The sequence below is a fragment of the Ruminococcus flavefaciens AE3010 genome (assembly GCF_000526795.1).
Classification (GTDB): domain Bacteria; phylum Bacillota; class Clostridia; order Oscillospirales; family Ruminococcaceae; genus Ruminococcus; species Ruminococcus flavefaciens_D.
Map to the genome: position 1 here is coordinate 2,244,080 of NZ_JAGT01000001.1, position 26,994 is coordinate 2,271,073.

Consider the following 26,994-nt stretch of genomic DNA (forward strand, 5'->3'; position numbering starts at 1 on the left):
CTGCTAAGGGAGGCAGACATTTGAAAGCATTGATAATCGGTGCGGCAGGCTTCGTGGGAGGATATCTTATCCGCGAGCTCAGCGCCGCAGGCTGGGAGGTACACGCTACTTGTCTGCCTAACGAGAAAATAAGCGAGGACTGTCCCGCACATACTCTTGACATCATGCAAAAGGCGGATATATCAGCGCTTCTTGATGAAGTGACACCAGATATCGTCTATCACCTTGCCGCACAGAGCTCGGTATCCGTATCATGGAAAAAGCCTCAGCTCACTGCGGAGATAAACGTGGTGGGGACTATAAACGTGCTGGAAGCCCTCCGTGAAGCCAAAAAGCAGGACATACGCACAGTGCTTATCGGCTCGGGTGAGGAATACGGCTATATACGTCAGGGAGCCTGTCCACTCTGCGAGTCGGAGCCGCTGAATCCCGGCAATATCTACGCCGCCACAAAGGCTTGTCAGGGTATGCTTGGCGAGATATACGCACGCGCCTACAAAATGGATATCATCATGGTCAGAGCGTTCAACCACTCGGGACCCAAACAGAGCAATATCTTCGTTATCTCGGATTTCTGCCGTCAGATAGCGGAGATCGAAAAGGGAATAAAGGAGCCCGTCATCAGCGTGGGGAATCTCTCCGCAAAGCGCGATTTCACCGACGTCCGCGACGTTGTAAGAGCCTACAGGCTTCTGGGTGAAAAGGGAAAGAGCGGCACTGTCTACAACGTGGGCAGAGGAAGAGCCGTTACCATACAGTTCATACTCGATACTGCCCTGTCCTTTGCAAAGTGCGATATAGAGGTCAGACAGGACCCCGCCCGCATGAGAGCTTCGGATATACCGCTGATAGAGCCCGATGTATCGCGTATACTTGCGGATACGGGCTGGTCTGCGGAGATAACCATGGAACAGACCGTGGAGGATACCCTCAATTACTGGAGAAAAAAGCTCATGTCCTGCGGCACGTCCCTCGGAAAAGAACAGTAAAGAAAGAGAACAAAGGATAGGAAGTGAACAAATTGTCCGATTTAAAGCTTACAAATGAGAAAATGCGTACCTTTACGGGTCATGAAAAGGTGGGAAAGCTCAAGGCTGCCGAAAAGCTTACGGAGTTCGGTGAAAGACAGAATAACGCCAACGAGATGCTTGCTGCAAATGTCAACGACCTTATCAAAAGGGTATGCGCTCTGGAGGATAAACAGCTGCAAAATGAAGATATAATGCGCAAAATAGCAAACGAGCTTAGCGCCTTCAAAAAGGAGCTTGACCGCATACGCCTTGCGGAAAAGCTGAACTCAGGCGCTATAGAGCGTCTTGACCGCGCTGTAAAGCTTGCCGAGGGCGACGGAAAATGACATTTTCTATATGTCATCATTCCCAATCGGTTATGCAGTTTTTTTCGTCAAACTCTTGACAATGGGGTCATTTTGTTATATTATATAAGAGTGTGGAAAGGATATACCACCGCTGCTTGAAAAAAGTCCGTCGGACCGTATATCTGTACCCTATCAAGACTCAATCAACGGAGATTTGTGTAATTGCAGTCTCCGTTTTATTATTTACGGCACATTTGCCATGGTGAAAGAAGGTGTTTTCATGGACAATATTATGGAGGATCTGGAATCCAAGACCGCGTTTACCATACCCATACTCGGCGGTATACCTGTTGCGGATTCATGTGTTGTCACATGGATAATAATGGGAGCGATAGTCCTGCTGTCCATAATCCTGACCCACAAGCTGAAAAAGGTACCCACAGGCTCACAGTGCGTGCTTGAGGGCGTTATAGACTGGCTGGACGATTTCTTTACGGGTATTCTCGGGCATAAGGGCAAAAAGTACCTGCCCTTCCTTGAAACGCTCATAATCTACATAGCCTTTGCCAACCTGATAGGTCTGTTCGGCTTCGTTCCGCCCACAAAGGACGTAAACGTCACGGCAGCTCTGGCAGGTATCGCAATAATCGCTGTCCAGCTCTCATTCGTCATAGAAAAGGGTCCGCTGAAATGGCTCAAGAGCCTGCTGAACCCTATAAATCTGCTGGACCTCGTCACACGTCCCCTGTCGCTGTGTATGCGACTTTTCGGTAACGTACTGGGTGCATACGTTGTTATGGAGCTGGTAAAGAAGGGCATATGTGCCATAGGCGTGCCCGTTATCGCAAGTGCTTACTTCGACATTTTCGACGGACTGCTCCAGGCTTACGTTTTCGTATTCCTTACTTCTCTTTACATGGCTGAAGCCATTGAGGATTAAAAATAACTTCACGGAGGTATAATTTATGGGACTTATCGCAATAGGCGCTGCTATCGCCGTTTTAACAGGTGCAGGCGCAGGTGTTGGTATAGGAATCGCAACAGCCAAGGCTACAGAATCAATCGCTCGTCAGCCCGAGGCTAAGGGCGATATCAGAACAGCGCTCCTGCTGGGCTGTGCTCTTGCAGAGGCTACCGCTATCTACGGATTCGTTATCGCTATCATGATAATCGGTAAAGCATAAGTATATATATGGAGGTATATTGAAATGGGACTTATCGCAATAGGCGCTGCTATCGCCGTTCTTACAGGCGCAGGTGCAGGTGTTGGTATAGGAATCGCAACAGCTAAGGCTACAGAATCAATCGCTCGTCAGCCCGAGGCTAAGGGCGACATCAGAACGGCTCTCCTGCTGGGCTGTGCTCTCGCAGAAGCTACCGCTATCTACGGCTTTGTTATTGCTATCATGATCATAGGCAAAGCCTGAGAGCAATCTGACCTAAGGAGGGCACATAATGCTTAAATTTGAATTCTGGAGTATTTTCGAGGCAGTTGCAAACGTACTGATACTGTTTGTGCTGCTGAGGATCTTCCTTTTCAAACCCATCAATAAGATGAAGGCAGAGCGCACACGCACTATACAGGATAATTTAGACTCTGCCGAGAAAGCAAAAACAGAGGCTGAGGAGCTCCGTCAGCAGTATGAGGACTCTATCAGCGAAGCCAAGGAAAAGGCAAATCAGATCATTATGAAGGCGCATGAGGACGCTGAATCAGAGCGCTCCGCCATTATCAAGAAGTCTCAGGAGGAGGCAGAAAAGATAGTTGCCGACGCCGACAAGACCATAGAAAACGAGAGAAAGCGCGTTCTCCGTCAGGCACAGTCCGAGATCGCAGACCTTGCTATCGAAGCAGCCTCCAAGATCATCGGCGAAAATGTGGATGACGAAAAGAACCGCCGTCTCGTAGATCAGTTCCTTTCCGATGAGGAGGGCAAGAAATGAGAGACACAGACAGAGACCTCCTGAAAGAGCTGGTGCGTCTGGACGTTTCCCAGACTGACTGCTCCGAAACAAGAAAGGTGCTGGAGACCTGCGAGGACGTTGGGGATACTCTGGCAAATCCCCTTGTTACCTACGACGAAAAGCGCGGCATCATCAGCAAGCTTTTCCCCGAATCCATGAACAAGTTCATGCTCAGCGCTATCCGCAGCGGTGCTGTTGAGCATATCGGCGAGATACTCGATGAATACGAGGAGCTTCTCCTCGACAAGCAGGGCAGCATAAAGGCTGTAGTCCGCTATGTCACTCCCCTTACGGAGTCTCAGCAGGCTGACCTCCGCAAATTCATCATGGAGAAATTCGTCAAGGAGGACGTTGACATAGAGTACAAGCACGACCCCGATATCATCGGCGGCTTCATACTCAATGCAGGCGACCTTGAATACGATAAGAGCTACCGCACAAGTCTCCGCCTTATGAAGGACACTCTCCAGACCAAGGCAGCAGAGTATGTGGACGCTCCCTCCGCTGTAAAGAGCAAGAACAGCGATATCATATCCGTACTCAAAACCGAGGTGCGCGACTTCGACGTGAAGTCAGGTGCTACGGAAACAGGCTTCGTTACACGTCTCGGCGACGGTATCGCACGAGTTTACGGCATGAATTCCGTAATGTACGGCGAGCTTGTTGAATTTGAGACAGGTATCAGAGGTATCGTTCAGAACCTTGAAGAAAAGTCCATAGGTGTAGTTCTTCTCGGCGACGACCACGGTCTCACCGAGGGCTCATCAGTTATCAGAACTGGCAAGCGAGCAGGTATCGGCGTGAGCGACGAGCTTCTCGGACGAGTAGTTGACGCCCTCGGCTCGCCTATCGACGGTCTGGGACAGATAAAGGCTGAGGACTACTTCCCCATAGAGCGCGAAGCCCCGGGCGTTATCGAGCGTAAGCCCGTAAGCACGCCTTTGCAGACAGGTATCCTCGCTATCGACTCCATGTTCCCTATCGGACGAGGTCAGCGTGAGCTCATTATCGGCGACAGACAGACAGGCAAGACCTCTATCGCCGTTGATACCATTATCAACCAGAAGGGACAGGACGTTATCTGTATCTATGTTGCCATAGGTCAGAAGTCCTCTACCGTTGCACAGATAGTTAATACACTGAAAAAGTACGGCGCTATGGATTACTCCGTAGTCGTTTCGGCTTCTGCCAGCGACCCTGCGCCTTTCCAGTATATATCACCTTATTCGGGCACGGCTATCGCTGAGTACTTCATGTCCAAGGGCAAGGACGTACTCATAGTATACGACGACCTTTCAAAGCACGCCGTTGCATACAGAGCCATGTCACTTCTGCTCCACCGTCCTCCAGGACGTGAAGCATACCCCGGCGACGTATTCTATCTCCATTCGAGACTTCTCGAGCGCTCCAGCCGTCTTGACGACGAGCACGGCGGCGGCTCGCTTACAGCTCTCCCGATCATCGAGACTCTGGCAGGCGATATCTCAGCTTATATCCCGACCAACGTAATATCTATTACCGACGGTCAGATATTCCTCGAGAGCGAGCTTTTCAACTCGGGACTGCGCCCTGCGGTAAACTACGGACTCTCCGTATCCCGTGTAGGCGGCGCGGCTCAGACAAAGGCTATGAAAAAGGCTTCCGGAAATCTCCGTATCGACCTTGCTCAGTTCAAGGAAATGGAGATATTCACCCAGTTCTCCTCAGAGCTCGACCAGTCCACCACAGAGCTGCTCAATCACGGACGTATGCTCACAGAGCTGCTGAAGCAGCCCCTTTACAATCCCCTGCCCCACTATGAGCAGGTAATACTCCTCTATGCGGCTCAGCATGACTTCTTCAAGGGTATCCCTCTTAAAGAGCTGAGAGAGTACCGCACAGACCTCATGACATATATCAGAAGCTACGGACAGGATATAATCTCCGAGATCGAGGAGAAGAAGGTCCTCACCGACGATCTCGCAGAGCGTATCGAAAGAATACTCACAGCTTTTGAAGAATAAGGCGGTGAAATGCTATGCCTAACATGAGAGAGATCCGCGAAAGGATCGCAAGTATCCAGCAGATACTGAAAATTACCAATGCTATGTACCTCATGTCCTCGTCCAAGCTGAAAAAGGCAAGGAAGTCACTTGAATGTACAGAGCCCTACTTCTACAAGCTCCAGTCCACTATCGAAAGCGTGCTGGAGCACACTCCACACACCCGTCAGCTCTACTTCGACAGACGTAAGGATATCCCCGAGGATAAGCGTAAAAAGGGCTATATCGTCATTACAGGCGACAAAGGACTGTGCGGAAGCTACAATCACAACATAATGAAATATACCGACCGGAAGCTTGATGAAGCTGCCGATCTGGACAACTGCTACCTCTTCGTTATGGGACAGGTGGGCAGAATGTACTACCAGAGACGTATCAACAGCGGCAAAAAAGCTTCCGTTGACGGCGAATTTCTCTATACTACCCAGAACCCCACGCTCTACAGAGCCAAGGAGGTCGCCGAGATAGTTCTTGAAAAGTTCGAGAACCGCGAGCTTGACGAGGTATACCTCATCTACACGGACATGATAAACTCCAATTTACAGGAGCCGAGAACTCTCCGCCTGCTGCCCTTTGAGCGTAAGCACTTCGGTAAGGCGGCTGACGGCACCATGAAGAAGCTTCCGAAGGCTTCATTCATGCCCTCTCCCGAGGAGGTTATGAACTACCTTATACCTCAGTACGCAAAGGGTATCATCTACGGCGCTATGGTGGAGGCGTTCTGCTGTGAGCAGCAATCCCGTATGACCGCCATGGACGCGGCTACCACCAGCGCAAAGGACATGATAAAGGACCTGTCCCTGCTCTACAACCGCGCAAGACAGGCTGCTATCACTCAGGAGATAACAGAGGTCTGCGGCGGAGCACAGTCTCTCGTTGAATGACTGTAGGGGCGAGTTCCGCTCGCCCTAAAATTGTTCATGCACTGACGGGCGCTGGTCAAGCGTCCCTACAAACTAACGGCTAAACGCTCGTTTGCATAGCTGTAGGGGCGGATATCATCCGCCCGCATCGTCCGTTTACAGTAATATACACGGGCGGCGAAACGCCGCCCCTACAATAATTCACATTTTTTTATTCGAAAAACGCGGAACGCCGAGGGCGGCGTTCCCTACAATATTCTCTAAAGAGGAGAAAGCAATGGAAAAAGGCAGAATCACTCAGGTCATCGGACCTGTTATAGACGTTGAATTCGGCGCAGGAAAGCTCCCTATGATAAGGGACGCTCTCACCGTCGAGGTGGACGGAAAAAAGCGCGTTATGGAGGTCGCTCAGCATATGGGCAACCACGTAGTCCGCTGTATAATGCTGGCGTCCAGTGAGGGACTCAGCAAGAATATGGAAGTCACCTCCACAGGCGCTTGTATCAAGGTACCCGTCGGCGAGCAGACTCTCGGACGCATGTTCAATGTTCTCGGCGAGCCTATCGACAAGAAGGGCGACGTTGAGACCGAGGAAAAATGGGAGATACACAGAAAGGCTCCTACTTTTCAGGATCAGAGCCCTGTTGTCGAGGTACTGGAAACAGGCATAAAGGTCATCGACCTTATCGCTCCATACGCTAAGGGCGGTAAGATAGGTCTTTTCGGAGGCGCAGGCGTCGGCAAGACCGTTCTTATACAGGAGCTTATCCGCAATATCGCCACCGAGCACGGCGGCTACTCAATATTCACAGGCGTCGGAGAGCGTTCCCGTGAGGGCAACGACCTCTGGAACGAAATGCAGGAGTCGGGAGTTATCTCCAAGACTGCTCTTGTTTTCGGTCAGATGAACGAGCCCCCGGGATCACGTATGCGTGTTGCTCAGACAGGTCTTACTATGGCTGAGTACTTCCGTGACCGCGAGCACAAGGACGTTCTTCTCTTTATCGACAATATCTTCCGTTACGTACAGGCAGGCTCGGAGGTCTCGGCACTTCTGGGACGTATGCCCTCTGCCGTTGGCTATCAGCCTACACTGGCTAACGAGGTCGGCGAGCTTCAGGAGCGTATCACCTCTACGAAGAACGGCTCTATCACCTCAGTACAGGCTGTTTACGTCCCTGCGGACGACCTTACGGACCCTGCTCCTGCGGTAACATTCGCACACCTTGACGCTACTACGGTACTTTCACGTAAGATAGTCGAGCAGGGCATCTACCCTGCCGTTGACCCTCTGGAGTCCAACTCACGTATCCTCGAGCCCGAGATAGTCGGCGAGGAGCACTACACCATTGCAAGACGCACACAGGAGCTTCTCCAGAAGTACAAGGAATTGCAGGACATCATCGCTATCCTCGGTATGGAGGAGCTTGGCGAGGACGACAAGCTGACGGTATACCGCGCAAGAAAGATACAGAAGTTCCTCTCACAGCCATTCAATGTTGCTGAGAACTTCACAGGCTTAAAGGGCAAGTACGTGCCTTTGAAGGACACTATCGAGGGCTTCAAGGCTATCATCGAGGGCGACATGGACAAGTACCCCGAGGCTGCATTCCTCATGGCAGGAACTATCGACGACGTTATCATGAAAGCCCGTCAGATGGACGAGTAAAAAGGGGGCGGCTGAACTATGGCTAAGACCTTTCACCTTGAGATAATCGCCACAGACCGTGTGTTTTTCAGCGGCGAGGCAGAGCATCTTGTTATAACCGCTATAGACGGACTTCTGGGTATAATGGCAGGACATGAGCCTCTGGTCACATCGCTCCCCACAGGCGAGCTGAAATACCTTGTGGACGGCGAATGGAAATACGCCGCTATATCCGAGGGCTTCATACAGGTAATGCCCGATTCGTCCATTATCCTTGCGGAAACCTGTGAGCTTCCCGAGGAAATAGACATCAAGCGCGCTCAGGAAGCCCGTGAGCGTGCCGAGGAGCGCCTCAGACAGAAGCAGAGCATCAAAGAGTATTATGAGACTCAGGCTGCCCTGAACCGCGCTATGAACCGTCTGAAAATATCACAGAAACACTTTAAGTAATAAAAAGCACTCCGAAAGGAGTGCTTTTTTAGTGAGTAGAGAGTAGAAAGTAGTGTAGGGGACGGCGTCCTCGACGTCCCGCAAATTACGCAATAAATACCATGAATCCATGTAGGGAACGCCGCCCCTACAGCGCAGTATTCTCAATTCTACATTCTCAATTCTCAATTCACGGACTGCCAAAGGCAGCCCCTACACGCCGTCATTTGAAATATTATAGGAATTTGCGGGCGAACACTGTGCGCCCCTACAAGCTAACGGCTAACGGCTAATGGCTAAAGGCTATTTTGTTCATAGTTCCAAATTTTGGCGGGTGTAATTGTGCATATTTTTGAATTGGGAATATTTTCAGCTCATATGCTTGACTTTTTTATAAAAATATAGTACAATAATTGTAATTGTCAAAGAGACAGGAAATATGAGCTCAGGGCTTATCTGCGCACTGGCAGACCCGTAAATAAAGCTCAAAAATAGGAGGCATGACTGTGAAAAAGACAGGCAAAAAAACTTTCTTCATCGTCGTTGCTTTTATCGCGCTGTTCGCCGTTATTTCGGTACTTGGTATCGACAAGCTCTACGGCGATAACAGGACTACCTACGTCAAGGGCGTTGACGATATCCGCCTTGGTATCGATATCAAGGGCGGCGTTGACGTTACATTCGGTCCCGCAGGTGAATTCGATGCAAACGAAGACCAGCTGGATTCCGCTACGGAGGTAATCAAGACAAGACTTTCGTCACTGGGTATCACCGATAACGAGGTCTACAGCGATACAAAGAGCGACAGAATTATCGTCCGCTTCCCTTGGAAAGTCGGCGAGACAAACTTCGACCCCGAATCTGCTGTTAAGGAACTCGGCGAAATGGCTGAGCTCACATTCCGTAAGGGCACAGATACTACTACTGATGCAGACGGCAATGAAGTACCAAGCGGCGAGATCGTTCTCGTAGGCGACGATATCGCTTCTGCAAGAAGTGCTTATATCCCTACGGACGACGGAAAAGATTATGAATATGTAGTAAGCCTTGAACTCAACTCCTCAGGTAAGGATAAGTTCGCCGAGGCTACAGGCGAGCTCATGGGCTCAAGCACACCGATCTCCATCTGGATGGACAACACTCTGATCTCTGCTCCTACTGTAAACAGCACTATCACAGACGGTAAGGCTCAGATCACAGGAAGCTTCGACGCTGATTCTTCCAAGAAGCTTGCAGACCAGATCAACTCAGGTGCTCTCCCCTTCAAAATGGAGACAAAGAGCTTCAGAACAATTTCTCCTACAATGGGTGAAGGCTCACTGGACGCTATTCTCCTTGCAGCTCTCATCGCATTCATCGGAATAGCTGTATATATGGTATTCCTTTACAGACTCCCCGGCTTTGTGGCTGTTATCGCCCTCTGCGGACAGGTAGCAGGCTCTATCGCAGCTATCACAGGCTGGTTCGGATTCATGAACGGCTCAACTCTTACTATCCCCGGTATCGCAGGTATCATACTTGCTGTAGGTATGGGCGTTGACGCCAACATCATCACAGGTGAGCGTATCAAGGAAGAGCTCAGAACAGGAAAGTCTCTGGACGCTGCTATCAAGATAGCTTACAAGAGAGCATTCTCAGCTATCCTCGACGGTAACATCACAAACGTTATCATCGCAGTTATCCTCATGGGCGCTTTCGGTGTTCCCGACAGCTTCTTCTCAAAGATACTCAACAAGACTATTTTCTTCGCATTCGGCGCTACTGCTGAGGGCGTTGTTTACTCCTTCGGATTTACCCTGCTCGCAGGCGTTATCTGCAACTTTATCTTCGGAGTATTTGCTTCAAGACTTATGGTAACATCACTCTCCAAGTTCAAGTGCTTCAAAAACAGAAAGCTTTACGGAGGTGATACGAAATGAGCAAAAAGAAAACTCAGGAGGAAGTCGTATTAACTCCCAAGAAGGTATATAACTTCTGTTCAAAGAAAAAGCTCATACTCGGCGTTGTTATCGCTGTTCTGGTCGTATTCATCGCAGGAGCTGTAATAAGAGGCATTCACCTCGCTATCGAATTCAAGGGCGGTACTCTTATCACCTACACATATCAGGGAGAGATCAACACAAACGATGTTGCTTCTGCCGTAAAGGATATCGTAGGCTCAACTGTTACAGTAAGAACAGGTGAAAGCCTGGATTCGGGCGGAAAGCAGATCACTATCTCGTTTACCTCTGATCAGGGACTTACTGTTGACAGACAGACAGAGCTCACTACAGCTCTCAGAGAAAAGTTTGCTGAAAACGACCTTGAGATATACGATTCAAACGACGTTAATCCTGCATCGGGACGTGAGTTCCTGCTCAAGTGTCTCATCGCTGTTATATTCGCAGCTTTCGTCGTTATCATCTATATCGCTATCAGATTCAAGAATATCGGCGGCTGGTCCGCAGGTGTGTGCTCTATCTTCGCACTCTGCCTCGACCTCCTCGTTGCGTTTACAGCTACAGTAGTATGCAAATTCAACATCGATTCAAATATCGTTGCTGTATTCCTTACTATCCTCGGTTACTCTATCAACAACACTATCGTTATCTACGACAGAATCAGAGAAAACCGCAAGCTCATGCCAAAGGCTTCTCTTAACGAGCTTATCAACGTAAGCTGCACACAGTCGCTTACACGTTCTATCAGAACATCTATCACAACTATCGGTACAATGTTGGTAGTAACGATCGTTGTTATGGTAACAGGCTATGATTCGCTCCTCAGCTTCTCTGTACCGCTTATGATGGGTCTCATCTCAGGTACATTCTCCTCACTCTTCGTTGCACCTGTAACATGGTCATGGTGGATGAACAAGAGAGAGGCAAAGGGCAAGAAATCAAAGTAATATCAAGGACCGTCCGAAAGGGCGGTCTTTTTTTGCACCTATAAGCCGTAAGGACTGACAGGGCGAATGTATAAGATATTGACAAAATCTTGACTTTATCCCCGTAATAATGTATAATATAATGCAGAATATACGAAAGGAGCGGTAACGTGGCAAAGCTAAAATTCACAGAAAAAAACGGCGAGGTTTGCATACATTGCAGATTCGTGGGCAGCGAAATGCTCAACGAAGCCGAATACAGATACTTCATCGACAACCGCATAAAGGGCTGGCTCGTACCGCACTCCACAGCAGCTGACAAGCTTGAATTCACAGGCGCAAAGGGCGTCCCCCTCATAAATGTACTGAAAGGCGGCGTTGATACAAAGAAGTATTTCCGCATAGTTTCAAATCTGCTGGATATACTTGAAGTAGCCGAGTCCGCAGGCTTCAATATGCAGAACATCGTCCTTGACCCTGATTTTGTGACTATAGCTCCCGACAGCTGCGAGATACACCTGTTCTATCTGCCACTGTGGTACAACGAGAGCTTCAATGACGGCATCGTGAACTGCCTGCGCAAGATATCCACCTATGCAAAATACGCAGACCAGAGCACCTACGCTCATATAGACAGCTTTATGAACTATGTCATAGACATGCGCATTTTCAGTATCCACCAGACAAAGGAGCATATCCGCGAGACCTGTCCCGAGATATTCGGTCAGTCCTACGACCACAGACAGTTCAGCAGACCCGCTTCTCAGGAGCAGCCCGTACGCACACCGAGAGTTACACCGCCTGTACAGCAGAGTGGCAGTGATACTCATCAGTTCAATATACCCAAGCCTGTAAAGGCTCCCGCAGTGCAGAAGCCCGAGCCAAAGGTGCTGCCCTCTCTCAGCGAGGAAAAACGTCAGCCCCTGCCTGAGCTCATAAAGCAGGAGCGTCCCCATGTGGAGAAGAAATATCCCACCCTTACAAGACGCGCAACGGGAATTGCCGTGAATATAGACAGACCTGTTTTTCAGGATAGGCAAGGAGCGGGACCGCGTTGACTTCTGCATCACCGAAAACAGAACCGTGAGCCGCGTACATGCAACTATATATACCCGCGACGGCTCATGCTTCATCGAGGATAACAACTCCACCAACAAAACATATATCAACGGCACTGCCGTACTCCCCGACAGGGAGATAAAGCTGAAAAACGGCGACGTGCTCACACTTTCCAACGAGGACTTTGACTTCGTTGACGCATAACAGGGGAAATTATGGAATATATTGCAGCCTGCGATACCGATGTAGGTATCACAAAAACTATCAATCAGGACAGCGTCTGCATCAAGACCGCAAAGACAAATACGGGCAGAGCTGCACTTATACTGGTCTGTGACGGCATGGGCGGACTCTCACGGGGAGAGCTTGCCAGCGCCGAGGTAGTGCGCAGCTTTGCGGACTGGTTCGACAGCGAGCTGCCCTTTGAGCTTCCCGAATGGGACTGGCACACCGCCGCACACAACGTTATAAGCAGACTGCGCCGCCTCAATGCGAAGCTGGTGGACTACGGCAGACATGAGTGTATGCAGCTGGGTACTACCGCTACAGGCATTATCGCCGTGGATTCTCAGTTCATGACCTTCCATGTGGGCGACACCCGCATATACAAGGTGTCGGATAAGCTGAGCCAGCTCACTGACGACCATACCTTCGTGAACCGCGAGGTAAAGCTTGGCAATATGACTCCCGAGGAAGCCCTCACCGACCCGCGCAGAAACGCTCTTGTGCAGTGTATCGGCGTTACGGACGATGTGTTCCCCGAGGTAAAGCTGGGCGACCTTGAAAGCGGCGTTAACTATATGATATGCTCCGACGGCTTCCGCCATGTGCTCACAAAAAAGGAGCTCTTTGAGGAGCTCTCGCCGCAAAAGCTCGTTACAAAGGCGGATATGCAGGAGAAGCTCCGTCAGCTCATAGAGACAGTCAAGGACAGAGACGAGAGCGACAATATCACCGCCGCACTGTTCAGACCCGAGCTGTAAGCAAAGGAGATACCTATGACTACAGGAGAGATACTTGTTATCGCAGCTGCGGCTGCGATATTCATAATAATAAACATCATAATGTGGAGCATTATCGCCAAAAAAGAGAAAAAAGCCAAGGAAAAGGCGGCTCCACAGGATAAAATGACAGCGGTACAGCTCAGCAGCAGACCTGCCGCAGCACAGTTTGAACTGCTGGAAAACACTGTGATCGTCCACACAGAGGACGTAATAAGCGATTAAACACGCGCCGCCACGCAGGCAGCGGTTTAATAATATATTATTTCATATGATATAGGAGGAAAATCAAAAATGAAATTAGCATTCAAAATTCTGACTATCTTTTTACTGGTAGTCAACTGCATTGCCGCTATTGTCGGCATTTTAGGAATTACAGCAGCAGGTAAGCTCACAGAAGGACAGACAGGCGCAGCAGCGGCTCTTGGCGGAGTAGCAATACTCTCAATAATCCTGTCTCTGGTACCCGTTGCTCTCAGTATCTACATGGCTGTATGCGGTCTGAAATGCAACTACAATATGTGCTTCAAGCTTTCCGCAGTTCTGATGGTACTCAATATAATATCATTCATCGCTACCGATAACAAGGGCAGCGCAGTATTCTCACTGCTTCTCTCCATAGTTTACTGCTTCCTCGCAAAGAAAATGGACGACGGAGCATATTAATAAGGAAAACTCATACATAAGGAGGCGTATTTATGACAAATGCAACAGAACTCGGCTACAATCGCAGCATAAGATCACAGGAATTCGCACATAACAGAACACTCTACAACAAAGTGCAGAAAGTCCGCTCACGTCTGATATATTTCTATATCGCGCCTCTTGCAGTTTATCTGCCCGCAGCTGTGTTTATGGGGGTACTCTCATACGTATTGACTGCGGCGCTCGACGCACTCATAATAGTACCTATTGCAGCTTATTTAGCGTGGAAGGGCTGCTACAAGTACCATGACTTCTCGCTCATAGCTCTGCTGATGATACTTATCGGCAATCAGCTGCTTCTGACCTTCCTTAGTCCATACGAGAACAAGCTGTTCTACGATTTCAATATCTTCAGCAAGTTCTCCGTAATGCATCTGGTCATGCTGGCAATAGTCGGCACAGCAGCGGTCATAAACCTGAAAATAAACGTTTCCTACCACAAGCTTGAGGCTGCCGACGGTTTTCCGCAGTTCAACGAGCGCTTTTTCGAGCAGGAAATGGATATCAGACAGGGCAAAATAAAGGATCCCTATCAGCAGATGATAGACGACCGCAGAAAGACTGCTTCCGACACTATGTCAGATGTAGGCAGCATACCCGCTGCAGGCGGGCATGACAGCAGCGGCAGCATGGACGAGCTGTAATCTCAATGTGTAATTTATACAGAAACTAAGGCGGCTGAGTGCCGCCTTTTTTCATTGACACAGCAGGGATATGATGATATAATTGAAATGAGGTACTGTCGAAGTACGACAATTGATATAAAAGGAGTAGATCAACATGAGCAGTAATATCAACAGCTACGAAAGCCCATTCTGCACACGTTATGCAAGCGAGGAAATGCAGTATATTTTCTCCGCGGATAAGAAGTTCACCACTTGGAGAAAGCTCTGGGTGGCACTTGCAAGAGCCGAAATGAAGCTGGGTCTCCCCGTTACAGAGGCACAGGTGAAGCAGCTCGAGGAGCATATCAACGACGTTGACTATGAAATGGCAGCAGAGCGCGAAAAAATAACACGCCACGATGTTATGGCTCACGTTTTCACATACGGACAGGCTTGCCCCGACGCAGCAGGTATTATCCACCTTGGCGCTACATCATGCTATGTAGGCGATAATACAGACGTTATCATCATGCGCGACGCTCTTAAAATAGTCCGCAGAAAGCTCATAAACGTCATGAACAACCTTGCAAAGTTCGCAGATGAGTACAAGAATCTCCCCTGCCTTGCTTATACACATTTACAGCCCGCACAGCTCACCACTGTGGGCAAGAGAGCTACTCTCTGGCTCAACGAGCTCCTCATGGACTTTCAGGACCTTGAATACCGTATGTCCACACTGAAGCTCCTGGGCTCAAAGGGCACAACAGGCACACAGGCTTCATTCATGGAGCTCTTTGAGGGCGACACAGACAAGATAAAGAAGCTGGAGCAGATGATAGCAGAGGAAATGGGCTTTGACGCTGTAGTTCCCGTATCAGGTCAGACCTACTCACGTAAGGTGGACTCAAAGGTGCTGGAGCTCCTCAGCGATATCGCACAGTCCGCAAGCAAATTCTCCAACGATATGCGTATCCTCCAGTCCTTCAAGGAAATGGAAGAGCCAAGAGAGAAGAAGCAGATCGGTTCATCTGCTATGGCATACAAGCGCAATCCTATGCGCTGCGAGAGAATAACCTCTCTTGCACGTTACGTAATGATAGACAGCCTTAACCCTGCATTCACAGCAGGCACACAGTGGTTCGAGAGAACTCTCGACGACTCCGCAAACAAGCGTATCAGCGTGGCTGAGGCATTCCTCGGCGTTGACGCTATCCTCAACATCATGATGAACGTTACCAACGGCATCGTGGTTTACCCTGAGATGATACGCCGCCGCGTTATGGCAGAGCTTCCTTTCATGGCAAGCGAGAACATCATGATGGACGCTGTTAAGAAGGGCGGAAACCGTCAGGAGCTCCACGACCGTATCATGGACTACTCCATGGAGGCAGGCGCAAACGTCAAGGTCAAGGGTCTTGACAACAACCTCTGCGAGCTCATCGAAGCCGATCCTATGTTCATGGTAACAAAGGAGGAGCTTGACGCTGTTCTCAAGCCCGAGAACTACACAGGAAGAAGCTCACAGCAGGTGGACGAGTTCCTTGCTGAGTACATCAAGCCTATTCTCGACGCCAACAAGGACATACTCGGCGAAAGCTTTGAAATGAAGAATTGAGCGCGGAGCCCGTGCTGCCTTGCCACGTTGGCGCTCGTAAACTCGCTCACTACTATTGAAACCGTTACTCGTACATCACTTACGGCACTTAATTATCGGACGGATAATATCCGCCCCTACACTAATCACTATGCACTAACCACTAAAGATCACAGGAGATACAATGAAAAAACCACTCATCATCGGCGGGACTATCCTCGGTTTTCTGCTCGCTGCCGCAATGGTAATATTCATATTCTTTCCGGGACTTCCAACTTATCTTAAAGTCAAGCACAAATACGACCACATAGACGAGCACGTTCCCGAATTTGAAAAGACTGATGTCCCCTCGGATTATGTAAGTCATACACTGAAAGGCGTAAAATTCAGTATCCCTTCCGACTGGGAAGGCAGCAGTCCTATCAAAGGTGCGGAAGCAAGCTCATACCAATCGGGTGAACAGTACAAGATCCATGTATTCAAAACCGACTACCAAGAGCTGACCGGTGACGAAAACAGCCTCTATGATCCGTGGGAATATTATAAGTACACAGAAGCAGATTACAGGCATTTCTACAAGAATATCGGCGTTGACCTGCCGCAGTACGGACTTGCATATACTATGGTTTTTTATACAAGAGACTATGTCACAGCTAAAGAATGTCTTAAACTCCGCGGAAAGGATAAAGATGTGTTCCTTGACCTTGCAGAGGACAAGGAAGAAGCTGTTGACATGGAAAAAATGTGGAAGCTCAAAAACAACGAGTATACCGCTTATGCCGTGCAAGTACTGTACAGTGATTACAACGGCAATACATGGGATGTAAATATTTTCCCGAACAATAATAAAAATGAAGTCTATACCGTAACTCTGAAATGTCCCGACGAAACAATGGCAAAGCAGATAATAAGCTCCGCAGAGCTTGAATAATAAAGGATAAACTATGAAAAAGGAATATCTCGAATCAGGCAAGATAGTCACCACCCACGGTATCCGCGGCGAGGTGAAAATAATGCCCTATACCGACAGTCCCGAGCTTCTTGCGGAGTTCGACAGGCTGTTCATAGGAAAGAACCACGAGGAAGTGTTCATTGAGCGCTCCCGGGTGTTCAAAAATACAGTCATAGCCAAGATAGAGGGCGTGGATACTCCCGAGGCTGCGGAGAAGCTCCGCAACAAGGTGCTGTATATGCACCGCGACGACCTCGAGCTTGACGAGGACACCTACTTCATACAGGACCTTATAGGACTTGAAGTACGCGACGCCGATACTGAGCAGGTCTACGGCAAGATAATAGACGTTATGCAGACAGGCGCAAACGACGTTTACGTCATAAAGGGCAATGACAAGGAGTACCTTGTCCCTGCTATCGCAGATGTGGTTGTTTCCACAGATGTGGACGGCGGAGTAATGACCATACGTCCCCTTGACGGTCTTTTCGGCTGATATGAAAAAAAGCAACATCATCGCTCTCGGAGCGCTGACGGCGGCATTTATAGGACTTGCCCTGTGGTCACTCTCGGCTGACAGTGATATACTGCAAAGCTATAAACAGCTGCCGAAATGGGGCATTTCCATGATCGGTGTAGTTTTCCTGCTCATGCTGTTTATCCCCAATATCATATGGAGCAAAAAACAGCCCGCAGGCTATGAGGAGTCCGCAAAGCGCGAAAACAAGGTGCTCCTTGCCCTTGAACGCTCAGGAGAGGCTCTTGTGAGCGTATTGGTGCTCACCGACAGACGCCTTGACCGCTTCGCTCTTTCGCCGCGGCTGGGCTGCCTGATACTCGCGCTGGTGCTCATGATACTTTATGAGCTTTACTGGATAAATTATTTCCGAAGCAGCCGCACTCTTGCGGATATGTACTCGGACTACTGCGGATTTCCGCTGGCAGGAGCTTCCCTGCCCGTGTTTGCAGTATTTCTTCTTGGAGTTTACGCCTGCAATGCCTTTCTTATTGCAGCGTCGATAATACTCGGGATTGGACACATCGGCATACATCTTATGCATAAAAAAGAGCTTTGAGCTCAAAAAAGAGATAGAGAAAAATAAAAAGAACAAAAGAAAAACGGCGTTACCACGCCAAAAGGAGGCACTTACCATGAAAAAATTCTTAGGCATACTATTTTTACTCATAATCGTCGCAGCAGGCGTCTGCGCCTACTTATTCCCCGGAATACCCTACAAATACAAGTGCACCAACGAATTGCAGACTACCGACAGTCTCTGGAATGATACTCCCGGGGATCTTCAGCCCATTTCAGGCGAAACCGCCGACTACTCCAACTTTGGTCTGAAGCTCACTGCATGGGACGATATGAAGCCCGTCCGCACTGACAGCAAGGATTCGGCAATGTGGCAGAACGGCGACGAGATACACCGCATAGGTATTTCCGAGGAGCATCTCAGCGAAAGCGAGGATTTTCTCGACAGAACGGGTATTTCCCACGAAGCCCTCGACAAATATTGCAGAGCCGTGGAAAAGACCACTCCGGAAAGCGAATATGAGTTCACAAAACTGGTCATGTCGCTGAATATGGAGGATTTCGATATCCATAACTTCAAAAACTCAAAGACCTTTTATCAGCTTATGAAGTGCAAGAATGAATCATATATCGACGAGAGCGATCCTGCCAGATACTATTCCGTTGACGGAGTAGGCTTCCGCGGCTACCTCAACACCATTGAGACGCCCGACGGATATACGGCACATGTCTTCCTGTATCCCGAAAGAGAAAAGCGCACAAGATACATCATAAAGATCAGCACTGAAAACTTCGGCGATATATTCACAATAGCCGACAGCATCAAGCTTACATAAGAATATCCGAGACCGCTTCATGCGGTCTCAAATCATAAAGGAGCATAAATATGCATATAGAAATAGCAACACTGTTTCCCGAGATGTGCGAGGCAGTCCTCGGCGAGAGCATAGTAGGAAGAGCCCGCAAAGCAGAGAAGATAAGCCTCCACTGCCGCCAGATACGCGAGTACACTCAGGATAAGCACCGCCGCGTTGACGATACACCCTACGGCGGCGGAATGGGCATGGTCATGCAGTGCGAGCCCATATACAACTGCTACAAGGCGGTCTGCGAGGACTTGGGTGCAAAGCCCCATACCATATATATGTCTCCAAAGGGCAGGATATTTGACCAGAAAAAAGCCATCGAGCTGTCCAAAATGGACAATATCCTCATTATCTGCGGTCACTACGAGGGAGTTGACCAGCGCGTCATCGACAAGATAGTTGACGAGGAGATATCCATAGGCGATTATGTGCTCACAGGCGGCGAGCTCCCTGCAATGGTAGTTGCCGATACCGTAGCCCGTATGTGCGAGGGAGTACTCTCCGACGAGGTATGCTTCACCGACGAGAGCATCTACAGCGGACTCCTTGAGTATCCCCAGTACACACGCCCCGAAGTATGGGAGGGCGAGGCTGTGCCGCCCGTGCTCCTTACGGGACATCACAAAAACATCGAGACATGGCGTCACGAGCAGAGTTTAAAGCTCACAGAGGAGCGCCGCCCAGACCTTTTTGCAAAATATAAGGAAGAAATTGGCTGACCAATTTTTAAACATTTTGTTCCACAAAAAAGGACATTGTTCCACAAAGTGTTCCACACATAACTGGCTGTATAGTCAAAAATCTATTCTCCCTTTAGAAAAAAATGCCATATTATTATGTTGATAAATATGCACTTTCCACAATCACTATCAACAATTTTTTGTAGTGATAATAAACAAGCAAGTTGATAAAATTTCATTCACATTTAATCTAAATGTAGAATTTAGCGAAAACATGCCCTTTAATCACAAAAATCCGTTGACTAAGCAAAAAATAGACTGTATAATAAAATCAGCAAGTGAAACAAATTTGCAAACGGCAACACAGTCTTTAAATAGAATCAGAGAGACTGTAACTTACGAGAATAGGAGAGTTGTTTATGTTTGTCAGAGAAGTAATGGTAAAGAATCAGGTTGGACTTCACGCAAGACCCGCAACCTTCTTTATTCAGAAGGCTAACGAGTTCAAGTCATCGATCTGGATCGAAAAGGAAGAGCGCAGAGTAAATGCAAAGAGTCTGCTTGGCATTCTTTCGCTCGGTATTGTAGGCGGTACAAATGTAAAGGTTATCGCTGACGGCGCTGATGAAAAGGCTGCAGTTGACGCTCTTATCGAGCTTGTTGACAGCGGTTTCAGCGAGGAAAACAGATAATCAGACAAAAAACTTGGGGCGTTACAGTCGTAACGCCCATTTATTTTTTTATCAGTAAAGCTCGGAAGCCATGTTTTCGGCAAATATACCGTATCCTTTGGTGGGGTCGGCAACAAAAACATGTGTTACCGCGCCGATGAGCTTGCCGTTTTGTACTATAGGACTGCCGCTCATTCCCTGCACTATGCCTCCCGCAGTATCAAGAAGCCGCGGGTCGGTTATGCGTATGACCATATTCTTGGAGCTTCCGCTGCTGGCGTAGTCAACGCTGACTATCTCCGCAGAGTAGCTTTCGGGAGTATTTCCCGAAACAGTGGTGTATATCTCAGCATCGCCCTCGGTTATCTCCTGACGGAAAGCCATGGGGAATACCTGACAGTCCGCCGATAATTCGGCAAGAGCCTCATCACTGAGCCGTCCGTAGATACCGCTCTGCCTGTTGCGCTCAAGGACGCCGAAGCTGTCCGCCATGGCAAAATTACCGCGGAGCTCCCCTGCCAGACCACGGGCGCCGCGCTTGACCTCGGTTATCTCCACAGGCACAGCCTCTCCGCTGTGAACAGGGACTATCCCGCCCGTATCGGAATCACAGATAGGGTGTCCCAGACCTGCAAAGCAGCCTGTTTTTGTGTCAAAAAATGACATAGTTCCTATGCCTGCGATACTGTCACGGACCCACATACCGCCTTTCCAGCCGCCGCTTCTCCGCGAGAGAACGGGCTGCAGCTCCATAGCTATATCCTCATCGCCGCGGCGCACCGAGAGTTCAAGGGCTTTTCCGCCCGAATCCGCGATCATCTGCTGTAGCCGATCATTGGAGGTGAGCACCTCCCCGTCTGCAAGACGGATTATATCGCCCTTGCACAAGCCTGCTTCCTCGGCAGGACATGACAGGGAGCCGTCCTGCCCCTCAACGTCCCCAAGTCCCGTGACCATGACGCCCTCCATGAGCAGCTTTATGCCGAATGGACGCCCTCCCACAGCAAATACGGGAGTTTCCGTCCTGCGAACTTCAATATTTTTGACGGGTATCGCTCCGAACAGGGAAAAAGTAACCTGTGACCCGTCCGAACAGGTACCTGCGGCAGGTACCGCAAGCTCGGGAGAAGCGGTACAGCTTAGCTGCGGAAATCCCGCTATTTTCAGGTCATCTTCCGATGAAGCACTGATAACTGCGGGCAGCTGTGCGGAATAATATCCTGCTGTTCCGAATAATCCCACAAAAGCTGCAAATAATAATGCCGCAGCGGTTTTAACCATTTTTCTTTTAAAAAACATATTTTTTCCTTTCTTGAATTGCTCCGTCAAAACGGGAGCAATAAATATTATGCTTCGGCTGAGTGATATTATAAATGTGAAATACCCACAGCCGAAAAATACATAGGGAGTTAAAAATGAGCAAAAAAAATACAAAAAAGCTTCCTGCAAGGCGATCGCCCCTGATGACCGCATGCAAGGTCATAACGCTGATGCTGAGTCTGTGGTTTTCGGGAGCTATGACCGCTCTTTCGGGGGCAGGTCTCATATACAACAGCGACAGCTACGGCGCGGAGCTGAAAAACACAGGCATATTCCTGATAATATCCGCAGTACTTATGCTTTCGGGAGCTGTTCTTTGTCTTTTTCGGAAGAAGCTACCGAATATACTGGCTATCCTGTTCACAGCAGGCGGACTTGTCCTGTGTCTGGTCATGCTGCATAAGCTCACAGACCACGCCGACATGAGCGGCTGGACGGATAAATACACGATGCTGCCCGTCAGCGATATGTACACGCGCAGGATACTGCCAAGCATAGTCCCTGCGGCACTTACGGCGATAATAGCGGCAATACAGCTCTTCTCACAGCGCCGAACACCTCAAAGCGAAGAAAAAGCACCGTCTATCGTTTAGTTGAGAGTTGAGAATTGAGAGTTGAAAGTTATGGTGTCGCCTGCGGCGACATTATTTAAATAACGTGAGCGAAGCGAACACATTAACTCTCAACTCTACACTCTCAACTCTAAACTGCTCATATGCTCGGCAAATAAATATTATACATCAGACAAGGACGCGAAAACCGTCCTTTTTTGCGTTAAGGCATCTTTTAAGCTCTGCAAAAACGTCATTTTTACCAATTTTACGTGTTTTATCTTGCATTATTTGTTTTTTTATGGTACAATGTTATCAATATTACCGAAAGGAACTCTCTGACATGAACGTAAAATCCGAATTGCTCGCCTCTCTCGCAAGCGCAGACGGTGATTACATCTCGGGTGCTGCACTTGCGGATAAGCTGGGCGTGAGCCGCAATGCTGTGTGGAAAGCCGTAAAAGCCCTTGAGACCGAAGGCTTTTCTATCAGCTCGGTGACTTCAAAGGGCTATAAACTCAACGACGACAATAACAGACTTTCGGCAGACCTTATCACACCTCTACTGAAAACAAAGGAGCTGGGACGTAACCTCCGCGTGTATGATACAGTGGAATCCACCAATAATATCACCAAGGAACAGGACTCAAACAACGTCCCCCACGGAACCACCTCCGTTGCGGAGCGTCAGACCGCAGGCAGGGGCAGGATAGGCAGGAACTTCGTTTCTCCCGCAGGCAAGGGTCTCTATATGAGCACTCTTGTACGTCCCCGATTCAGCCTTGAATATGCTCCTATGATAACAGGGGCGGCTGCCTGTGCAGTTGCGGAAGCTGTGGAGTACTGCTGCGGTCAGCCCGTTATGATAAAATGGGTCAACGACCTGTATATGAACGGCAAGAAAATATGCGGCATACTCACTGAGGCTTCATTCGGTCTGGAAATGCGCACCCTTGACTGCGCTGTTATCGGTATCGGCATAAACGTCCGCAGTGTGGGCGACAGCTTCGATGAGGAGCTCCGCAAAAGAGCCACCTCCATAGAGGACGAAACAGGTGTCGCGGTAAACAGGAACAAACTGTGCGCAGAGGTGCTCAACCGTCTGGAAATATATATGAAAAAGATCGAGAACCGCAGCTTCCTCGCAGCATACAGAGAGCGGGAGATACTCACAGGAAATATCATAACCGCAAATGTGGGCAACAAACAGATAATCGGCGAAGCTATGGGCATCGACGACAATGCCAACCTCATAGTGCAGCTTCAGTCGGGTGAGACTATCCACCTCAACTCGGGCGAGGCGAACCTGTGCAGGATAAAAAACGTGTAACGGCGGATATTCCGCTGAAATATAATATAAAAATGATGTAAGGAGGGTATGTCTGTATGAGATATACAATTATCGGTCACCTTGTACCTGCCGTAGAATGCGAGCTCAATCAGGGTGAGTCAATGTACACACAATCAGGAGGAATGATCTGGCAGTCGCAGGGTATCAAAATGAACACCAATGCCAGAGGCGGACTGGGAAGAAGTCTGGGAAGAATGTTCACAGGCGAGTCAATATTCATGGCAAATTACACAGCTGAGGTGCAGGGCGCAAAGATAGCCTTCGGCTCAACAGTTCCCGGCTCGGTAGTTCCCGTAAATATCTCACAGAACGGACTTATCTGCCAGAAGGGCGCTTTTCTCTGCGCTGAGCAGTCGGTAGACCTGAAAGCAATATTCACCAAAAGATTCGCTTCGGGACTTTTCGGCGGCGAGGGCTTTATCCTCCAGCATCTCTTCGGAAACGGCATGGCTTTCCTTGAAGTAGACGGCGATATGGTGGAGAGGAACCTTGCAGCAGGCGAGGTCCTCAAAGTTGACACAGGTAATGTGGTAGCCTTTGAGCCCACTGTAAAATACGAGGTCGAGACCGTAAAGGGGCTTGGAAATATCTTCCTTGGCGGCGAGGGACTTTTCCTCACAAAGCTGGTAGGCCCCGGCAAGGTAATACTCCAGACTCAGAACTTCAACGACTTTGCAGGCAAGATACTTGCAATGGGCGTAAAGAGATAATATGAAGCAATGGTTCATAGCCGCCGCAGTTGCGGCGGCATACCTGTTATTCAGCGTATTCACAGGACTTTGGGCGATATCATGGATAATCTGGGTATTCTACGGAATATACAGGATAGCTGATTACATCAAGTCACAGCAATGAGCAGCGTGACGCTGCACCCTTGCCACGTTGACGCTCGTAAACTCGCTAACTCTCAGCAAAAACGTTCATCGTACATCGCTTACAGCACTTTTTTGTCTACAGATAATGAGGTGAAGCTTATGTTTATATTCGGATTCCCCGTTGTGGGCTTGCAGTACATGACCAACGGCATGGAGATATTCCGCATGGCTGCCGAGAATAAGGCTGCTCCTGTGTGGAACGGCGATAAATGGCGCTGTATATGCGGACAGGAAAACAGTACCAATTTCTGTCCCGAATGCGGCATGAAAGCTCCCGTGAAGCCGTGGAAATGCAGCTGCGGCAGGGACTGCACAACCAATTTTTGTCCGGACTGCGGCGCGAAAGTCCCTGTTTAATTCGGAATTGATGTGTCCGCTGACGCGCACGAATTATAAATGACGATCTGTAGGGGCGCCGTTTCGGCGCCCGTCATATCCATACGTTTTTACTCGGGCGGATAATATCCGCCCCTACAAGGGACGTCGAGGACGCCGTCCCCTACAAAAGCTAATAGCTAAGGGCTAACGGCTAATGGCTGATTTTGCGCAGCAAAATTCTGGCAAGGTATTGACAAACGCATTTTTTCCGTGTATAATACACTTAATAAATTAAAAATGCTATGAAGGGAAACAAAGCTTGTATAAGTTTTCACAGAGAGCCGACGGCTGGTGTAAGTCGGCAGACAGATACAAGTCATAACTCCTCCCCGAGCAGCCGACCAAACAAAGCAAACCGCTTCCAGTAGGCTCGGACGGGCTCTCCCGTTACAGAGATATGCGTTGATCCGACGCAGATGAGTGGGTGTATTCTTACATCAAGAAGAGTGGTACCACGGAGTATTATTGCAGCTTCGTCTCTTCCATGCCATGCATGGAGGAGATTTTTTATTACCCTCCTGCGAGGTCAAACGGATCGGAATGGAGGTTTTAAAATGAAAAACGTAACCAAGTACACAAGACAATTCTTTGAAGCACCGAAAACAGCTATGAAATGGACGGAAAAGTCCTATATCGACAAGGCTCCCCAGTGGTGCAGCGTAGATCTCCGCGACGGAAATCAGGCTCTTATAATACCCATGAGCTTAGGCGAAAAGCTGGAGTTTTTCAAAAAGCTGACAGATATCGGCTTCAAGGAGATAGAGATCGGCTTCCCTGCCGCTTCCGAGACCGAGTACGACTTCTGCCGCACTCTTATCGAGCAGGATCTCATTCCCGACGATGTGGCAATACAGGTACTCACACAGTCCCGAGAGCATATCATCGAAAAGACCTTTGAAGCTCTCAAGGGCTGCAAAAACGCAATAGTCCACCTTTACAATTCCACCTCCGTGGCTCAGCGTGAGCAGGTGTTCCGCAAGAGCAAGGAGGAGATAATCGATATAGCGGTCAGCGGAGCCAAGCTCCTCAAAGAATACCGCGAGAAGTACGAGGGCAATTTCCGCTTTGAGTACTCTCCCGAGAGCTTCACGGGCACTGAGCCCGAGTTCGCACTGGAGGTCTGTAACGCCGTTCTGGACGTGTGGCAGCCTACTCCCGAGGACAAGGTCATAATCAACCTGCCAGTAACAGTTCAGCTCTCAATGCCACATGTTTACGCAAATCAGGTGGAGTACATGTGCGAGAATCTGAAATACCGCGAGAACGTCATAGTGTCGCTCCACCCACACAACGACCGCGGCTGCGCCGTGGCTGATACGGAATTCGGTCTCCTTGCAGGTGCAGACCGAGTGGAGGGAACTCTCTTCGGCAACGGCGAACGCACAGGAAATGTGGATATCATAGTCCTCGCCATGAACATGTACTCTCAGGGCGTTGACCCGCAGCTGGATTTCAGCAATATACCTGCCCTCTCCGAGGACTTCTCACGTCTGACACGCATGGGTATCTACGAGCGCCAGCCCTATTCGGGAAAGCTTGTATTCGCAGCATTCAGCGGCTCTCATCAGGACGCTATCGCAAAGGGCATGAAATGGCGGGAGGAGCACGGCGAAACTGTCTGGAACGTGCCCTATCTCCCTATCGACCCGCAGGACATCGGCAGAGAGTACGAATCCGATGTTATCCGCATCAACAGCCAGTCAGGCAAGGGCGGTATCGGCTATATCCTCGAAACACGCTTCGGCTATGACCTGCCAAAGAAGATGCGCGAGAGCGTGGGCTATCTGGTCAAGGGCATTTCCGACAAGAAGCACAAGGAGCTTCTCCCCGACGAGGTATACGCTATATTCAAGACCAACTACGTGGATATAACCGCTCCTATTAATATTAACGAAACTCACTTCGTACAGCGCAACGGCATCGAAGCTACCATAAGCTTTGATTACAATGGCAGAAAGGTAACGGCTACGGACATGGGTAATGGTCGTCTTGACGCTGTCAGCAACGCTATACGCTCATATACAGGCGCAGACTACAGTCTCAACAGCTACACCGAGCACGCCCTTGAAGTGGGCTCGGCTTCAAAGGCTGTGTCCTACGTTGAGATAGTCACAAAGGACGGAAAGAGCTTCTGGGGAACGGGTATCGACAACGATATCATCACTTCCTCTGTAAAGGCTCTTGTCAGCGCAGTAAACAATATGCTCAAGACTGCATGA

The 26,994-nt window shown here is 49.2% G+C and carries 32 protein-coding genes, 1 pseudogene and 1 other annotated feature; of the genes and pseudogenes, 32 read left to right on the plus strand and 1 reads right to left on the minus strand.

Going from position 1 to position 26,994, the window contains the following annotated elements:
• The first annotated feature begins 20 nt into the window (after positions 1-20).
• The 26 genes and pseudogenes from N774_RS0109790 (at position 21) to N774_RS0109910 (ending at position 20,321) form a co-directional block, all read left to right on the plus strand.
• A complete protein-coding gene (locus N774_RS0109790) occupies positions 21-989 on the plus strand; it encodes a GDP-mannose 4,6-dehydratase (RefSeq protein WP_024861071.1) in 969 nt (322 codons plus the stop codon).
• Positions 990-1,012: 23 nt separating this feature from the next.
• On the plus strand, positions 1,013-1,357 hold the full coding sequence (locus N774_RS0109795) for a hypothetical protein (RefSeq protein ID WP_242836602.1): 345 nt from the start codon (positions 1,013-1,015) through the stop codon (positions 1,355-1,357).
• Positions 1,358-1,598: 241 nt separating this feature from the next.
• Positions 1,599-2,258, plus strand: coding sequence for a F0F1 ATP synthase subunit A (locus tag N774_RS0109800; RefSeq protein ID WP_037280227.1), 660 nt, complete (start codon positions 1,599-1,601; stop codon positions 2,256-2,258).
• A gap of 25 nt (positions 2,259-2,283) precedes the next feature.
• Positions 2,284-2,502 (plus strand): ATP synthase F0 subunit C, encoded by a 219-nt coding sequence (atpE, locus tag N774_RS0109805; protein WP_024861074.1) that lies wholly within the window; start codon positions 2,284-2,286, stop codon positions 2,500-2,502.
• Between the two features lie 24 nt (positions 2,503-2,526).
• Positions 2,527-2,745: an ATP synthase F0 subunit C gene (gene atpE / locus N774_RS0109810; protein ID WP_024861074.1), complete on the plus strand. Its 219-nt coding sequence runs from the start codon at positions 2,527-2,529 to the stop codon at positions 2,743-2,745.
• Between the two features lie 28 nt (positions 2,746-2,773).
• Positions 2,774-3,262 (plus strand): F0F1 ATP synthase subunit B, encoded by a 489-nt coding sequence (gene atpF / locus N774_RS0109815; RefSeq protein ID WP_024861075.1) that lies wholly within the window; start codon positions 2,774-2,776, stop codon positions 3,260-3,262.
• Positions 3,259-3,738: pseudogene (atpH, locus tag N774_RS20135) on the plus strand (ATP synthase F1 subunit delta); the annotation flags it as partial. The gene atpF and the pseudogene atpH, both read left to right, overlap by 4 nt.
• Entirely contained in the window at positions 3,736-5,286 is a 1,551-nt protein-coding gene (atpA, locus tag N774_RS0109820) for a F0F1 ATP synthase subunit alpha (protein ID WP_431767938.1), read from the plus strand. The pseudogene atpH and the gene atpA, both read left to right, overlap by 3 nt.
• A gap of 14 nt (positions 5,287-5,300) precedes the next feature.
• Positions 5,301-6,209, plus strand: coding sequence for an ATP synthase F1 subunit gamma (gene atpG, locus N774_RS0109825; RefSeq protein WP_024861077.1), 909 nt, complete (start codon positions 5,301-5,303; stop codon positions 6,207-6,209).
• Positions 6,210-6,465: 256 nt separating this feature from the next.
• On the plus strand, positions 6,466-7,857 hold the full coding sequence (gene atpD / locus N774_RS0109830) for a F0F1 ATP synthase subunit beta (RefSeq protein ID WP_024861078.1): 1,392 nt from the start codon (positions 6,466-6,468) through the stop codon (positions 7,855-7,857).
• An 18-nt stretch (positions 7,858-7,875) separates the two neighbouring features.
• The gene (locus N774_RS0109835) at positions 7,876-8,286 is read left to right on the plus strand and encodes a F0F1 ATP synthase subunit epsilon (protein ID WP_024861079.1); all 411 of its coding nucleotides are present in this window, start codon (positions 7,876-7,878) and stop codon (positions 8,284-8,286) included.
• 479 nt (positions 8,287-8,765) lie between these two features.
• Positions 8,766-10,184, plus strand: coding sequence for a protein translocase subunit SecD (gene secD / locus N774_RS0109840; protein WP_431767933.1), 1,419 nt, complete (start codon positions 8,766-8,768; stop codon positions 10,182-10,184).
• The gene (gene secF / locus N774_RS0109845) at positions 10,181-11,152 is read left to right on the plus strand and encodes a protein translocase subunit SecF (protein WP_024861081.1); all 972 of its coding nucleotides are present in this window, start codon (positions 10,181-10,183) and stop codon (positions 11,150-11,152) included. The genes secD and secF overlap by 4 nt, the downstream gene beginning before the upstream one ends.
• A 149-nt stretch (positions 11,153-11,301) precedes the next feature.
• Positions 11,302-12,189, plus strand: coding sequence for a hypothetical protein (locus N774_RS0109850; protein ID WP_024861082.1), 888 nt, complete (start codon positions 11,302-11,304; stop codon positions 12,187-12,189).
• A 25-nt stretch (positions 12,190-12,214) separates the two neighbouring features.
• Positions 12,215-12,394, plus strand: a complete 180-nt coding sequence (locus tag N774_RS0109855; RefSeq protein ID WP_024861083.1) for an FHA domain-containing protein — start codon at positions 12,215-12,217, stop codon at positions 12,392-12,394.
• An 11-nt stretch (positions 12,395-12,405) separates the two neighbouring features.
• Entirely contained in the window at positions 12,406-13,173 is a 768-nt protein-coding gene (locus N774_RS0109860; protein WP_024861084.1) for a PP2C family protein-serine/threonine phosphatase, read from the plus strand.
• A 15-nt stretch (positions 13,174-13,188) separates the two neighbouring features.
• Positions 13,189-13,416 carry a hypothetical protein gene (locus tag N774_RS0109865; protein WP_024861085.1) on the plus strand — a complete coding sequence of 76 codons (228 nt, stop codon included), beginning with the start codon at positions 13,189-13,191 and terminating at the stop codon, positions 13,414-13,416.
• Positions 13,417-13,485: 69 nt separating this feature from the next.
• Positions 13,486-13,857 carry a hypothetical protein gene (locus N774_RS0109870; protein WP_024861086.1) on the plus strand — a complete coding sequence of 124 codons (372 nt, stop codon included), beginning with the start codon at positions 13,486-13,488 and terminating at the stop codon, positions 13,855-13,857.
• Positions 13,858-13,889: 32 nt separating this feature from the next.
• A complete protein-coding gene (locus N774_RS0109875) occupies positions 13,890-14,540 on the plus strand; it encodes a hypothetical protein (RefSeq protein WP_024861087.1) in 651 nt (216 codons plus the stop codon).
• A gap of 136 nt (positions 14,541-14,676) precedes the next feature.
• Positions 14,677-16,116, plus strand: coding sequence for an adenylosuccinate lyase (purB, locus tag N774_RS0109880; RefSeq protein WP_024861088.1), 1,440 nt, complete (start codon positions 14,677-14,679; stop codon positions 16,114-16,116).
• A 163-nt stretch (positions 16,117-16,279) separates the two neighbouring features.
• A complete protein-coding gene (locus N774_RS0109885) occupies positions 16,280-17,026 on the plus strand; it encodes a hypothetical protein (protein ID WP_024861089.1) in 747 nt (248 codons plus the stop codon).
• A 13-nt stretch (positions 17,027-17,039) separates the two neighbouring features.
• Complete coding sequence (gene rimM / locus N774_RS0109890) at positions 17,040-17,543, plus strand: ribosome maturation factor RimM (RefSeq protein ID WP_024861090.1); 504 nt, start codon at positions 17,040-17,042, stop codon at positions 17,541-17,543.
• Position 17,544: 1 nt separating this feature from the next.
• The gene (locus tag N774_RS17300; protein WP_347496221.1) at positions 17,545-18,123 is read left to right on the plus strand and encodes a hypothetical protein; all 579 of its coding nucleotides are present in this window, start codon (positions 17,545-17,547) and stop codon (positions 18,121-18,123) included.
• A 76-nt stretch (positions 18,124-18,199) separates the two neighbouring features.
• Entirely contained in the window at positions 18,200-18,919 is a 720-nt protein-coding gene (locus N774_RS0109900) for a hypothetical protein (RefSeq protein WP_024861092.1), read from the plus strand.
• 50 nt (positions 18,920-18,969) lie between these two features.
• Positions 18,970-19,668, plus strand: a complete 699-nt coding sequence (gene trmD / locus N774_RS0109905) for a tRNA (guanosine(37)-N1)-methyltransferase TrmD (RefSeq protein WP_024861093.1) — start codon at positions 18,970-18,972, stop codon at positions 19,666-19,668.
• Positions 19,669-20,048: 380 nt separating this feature from the next.
• The gene (locus N774_RS0109910) at positions 20,049-20,321 is read left to right on the plus strand and encodes an HPr family phosphocarrier protein (protein WP_019679940.1); all 273 of its coding nucleotides are present in this window, start codon (positions 20,049-20,051) and stop codon (positions 20,319-20,321) included.
• Between the two features lie 51 nt (positions 20,322-20,372).
• Here the strand turns inward: N774_RS0109910 and spoIVB are convergent, their stop codons facing one another.
• Positions 20,373-21,581 carry a SpoIVB peptidase gene (gene spoIVB, locus N774_RS0109915; protein ID WP_242836605.1) on the minus strand — a complete coding sequence of 403 codons (1,209 nt, stop codon included), beginning with the start codon at positions 21,579-21,581 and terminating at the stop codon, positions 20,373-20,375.
• A gap of 134 nt (positions 21,582-21,715) precedes the next feature.
• Between spoIVB and N774_RS0109920 the strand changes: the two genes are divergently transcribed.
• The 6 genes from N774_RS0109920 to N774_RS0109945 all read left to right on the plus strand — a co-directional run bounded on the left by N774_RS0109920 (position 21,716) and on the right by N774_RS0109945 (position 26,994).
• Positions 21,716-22,213, plus strand: coding sequence for a hypothetical protein (locus N774_RS0109920; protein ID WP_024861095.1), 498 nt, complete (start codon positions 21,716-21,718; stop codon positions 22,211-22,213).
• Positions 22,214-22,514: 301 nt separating this feature from the next.
• Positions 22,515-23,501 carry a biotin--[acetyl-CoA-carboxylase] ligase gene (locus N774_RS0109925; protein ID WP_024861096.1) on the plus strand — a complete coding sequence of 329 codons (987 nt, stop codon included), beginning with the start codon at positions 22,515-22,517 and terminating at the stop codon, positions 23,499-23,501.
• 56 nt (positions 23,502-23,557) lie between these two features.
• Entirely contained in the window at positions 23,558-24,232 is a 675-nt protein-coding gene (locus N774_RS0109930) for a TIGR00266 family protein (protein WP_024861097.1), read from the plus strand.
• Between the two features lies 1 nt (position 24,233).
• The gene (locus N774_RS19480; RefSeq protein ID WP_196231547.1) at positions 24,234-24,377 is read left to right on the plus strand and encodes a WxxxWxxW domain-containing protein; all 144 of its coding nucleotides are present in this window, start codon (positions 24,234-24,236) and stop codon (positions 24,375-24,377) included.
• Between the two features lie 119 nt (positions 24,378-24,496).
• Positions 24,497-24,754 (plus strand): hypothetical protein, encoded by a 258-nt coding sequence (locus N774_RS0109940; RefSeq protein WP_024861098.1) that lies wholly within the window; start codon positions 24,497-24,499, stop codon positions 24,752-24,754.
• Between the two features lie 254 nt (positions 24,755-25,008).
• Positions 25,009-25,259, plus strand: a binding site (T-box leader).
• Between the two features lie 70 nt (positions 25,260-25,329).
• A complete protein-coding gene (locus tag N774_RS0109945) occupies positions 25,330-26,994 on the plus strand; it encodes a 2-isopropylmalate synthase (protein WP_024861099.1) in 1,665 nt (554 codons plus the stop codon).

Excerpts from the sequence above, each read along its gene's own strand:
- N774_RS0109860 (WP_024861084.1), top strand. The coding sequence starts at position 12,406 with ATGGAATATATTGCAGCCTGCGATACCGATGTAGGTATCACAAAAACT.
- N774_RS0109920 (WP_024861095.1), top strand. The coding sequence starts at position 21,716 with ATGAGCAAAAAAAATACAAAAAAGCTTCCTGCAAGGCGATCGCCCCTG.
- N774_RS0109835 (WP_024861079.1), top strand. The coding sequence starts at position 7,876 with ATGGCTAAGACCTTTCACCTTGAGATAATCGCCACAGACCGTGTGTTT.
- atpF (WP_024861075.1), top strand. The coding sequence starts at position 2,774 with ATGCTTAAATTTGAATTCTGGAGTATTTTCGAGGCAGTTGCAAACGTA.
- N774_RS0109900 (WP_024861092.1), top strand. The coding sequence starts at position 18,200 with ATGAAAAAATTCTTAGGCATACTATTTTTACTCATAATCGTCGCAGCA.
- N774_RS0109800 (WP_037280227.1), top strand. The coding sequence starts at position 1,599 with ATGGACAATATTATGGAGGATCTGGAATCCAAGACCGCGTTTACCATA.
- N774_RS17300 (WP_347496221.1), top strand. The coding sequence starts at position 17,545 with ATGAAAAAAAGCAACATCATCGCTCTCGGAGCGCTGACGGCGGCATTT.
- atpD (WP_024861078.1), top strand. The coding sequence starts at position 6,466 with ATGGAAAAAGGCAGAATCACTCAGGTCATCGGACCTGTTATAGACGTT.
- purB (WP_024861088.1), top strand. The coding sequence starts at position 14,677 with ATGAGCAGTAATATCAACAGCTACGAAAGCCCATTCTGCACACGTTAT.
- N774_RS0109865 (WP_024861085.1), top strand. The coding sequence starts at position 13,189 with ATGACTACAGGAGAGATACTTGTTATCGCAGCTGCGGCTGCGATATTC.
- N774_RS0109910 (WP_019679940.1), top strand. The coding sequence starts at position 20,049 with ATGTTTGTCAGAGAAGTAATGGTAAAGAATCAGGTTGGACTTCACGCA.
- N774_RS0109870 (WP_024861086.1), top strand. The coding sequence starts at position 13,486 with ATGAAATTAGCATTCAAAATTCTGACTATCTTTTTACTGGTAGTCAAC.
- atpG (WP_024861077.1), top strand. The coding sequence starts at position 5,301 with ATGCCTAACATGAGAGAGATCCGCGAAAGGATCGCAAGTATCCAGCAG.
- N774_RS0109885 (WP_024861089.1), top strand. The coding sequence starts at position 16,280 with ATGAAAAAACCACTCATCATCGGCGGGACTATCCTCGGTTTTCTGCTC.
- atpE (WP_024861074.1), top strand. The coding sequence starts at position 2,284 with ATGGGACTTATCGCAATAGGCGCTGCTATCGCCGTTTTAACAGGTGCA.
- spoIVB (WP_242836605.1), bottom strand. The coding sequence starts at position 21,581 with ATGGTTAAAACCGCTGCGGCATTATTATTTGCAGCTTTTGTGGGATTA.
- rimM (WP_024861090.1), top strand. The coding sequence starts at position 17,040 with ATGAAAAAGGAATATCTCGAATCAGGCAAGATAGTCACCACCCACGGT.
- N774_RS0109875 (WP_024861087.1), top strand. The coding sequence starts at position 13,890 with ATGACAAATGCAACAGAACTCGGCTACAATCGCAGCATAAGATCACAG.
- secD (WP_431767933.1), top strand. The coding sequence starts at position 8,766 with ATGACTGTGAAAAAGACAGGCAAAAAAACTTTCTTCATCGTCGTTGCT.
- atpE (WP_024861074.1), top strand. The coding sequence starts at position 2,527 with ATGGGACTTATCGCAATAGGCGCTGCTATCGCCGTTCTTACAGGCGCA.
- trmD (WP_024861093.1), top strand. The coding sequence starts at position 18,970 with ATGCATATAGAAATAGCAACACTGTTTCCCGAGATGTGCGAGGCAGTC.
- N774_RS0109940 (WP_024861098.1), top strand. The coding sequence starts at position 24,497 with ATGTTTATATTCGGATTCCCCGTTGTGGGCTTGCAGTACATGACCAAC.
- secF (WP_024861081.1), top strand. The coding sequence starts at position 10,181 with ATGAGCAAAAAGAAAACTCAGGAGGAAGTCGTATTAACTCCCAAGAAG.
- atpA (WP_431767938.1), top strand. The coding sequence starts at position 3,736 with ATGAAGGACACTCTCCAGACCAAGGCAGCAGAGTATGTGGACGCTCCC.
- N774_RS0109945 (WP_024861099.1), top strand. The coding sequence starts at position 25,330 with ATGAAAAACGTAACCAAGTACACAAGACAATTCTTTGAAGCACCGAAA.
- N774_RS0109930 (WP_024861097.1), top strand. The coding sequence starts at position 23,558 with ATGAGATATACAATTATCGGTCACCTTGTACCTGCCGTAGAATGCGAG.
- N774_RS19480 (WP_196231547.1), top strand. The coding sequence starts at position 24,234 with ATGAAGCAATGGTTCATAGCCGCCGCAGTTGCGGCGGCATACCTGTTA.
- N774_RS0109925 (WP_024861096.1), top strand. The coding sequence starts at position 22,515 with ATGAACGTAAAATCCGAATTGCTCGCCTCTCTCGCAAGCGCAGACGGT.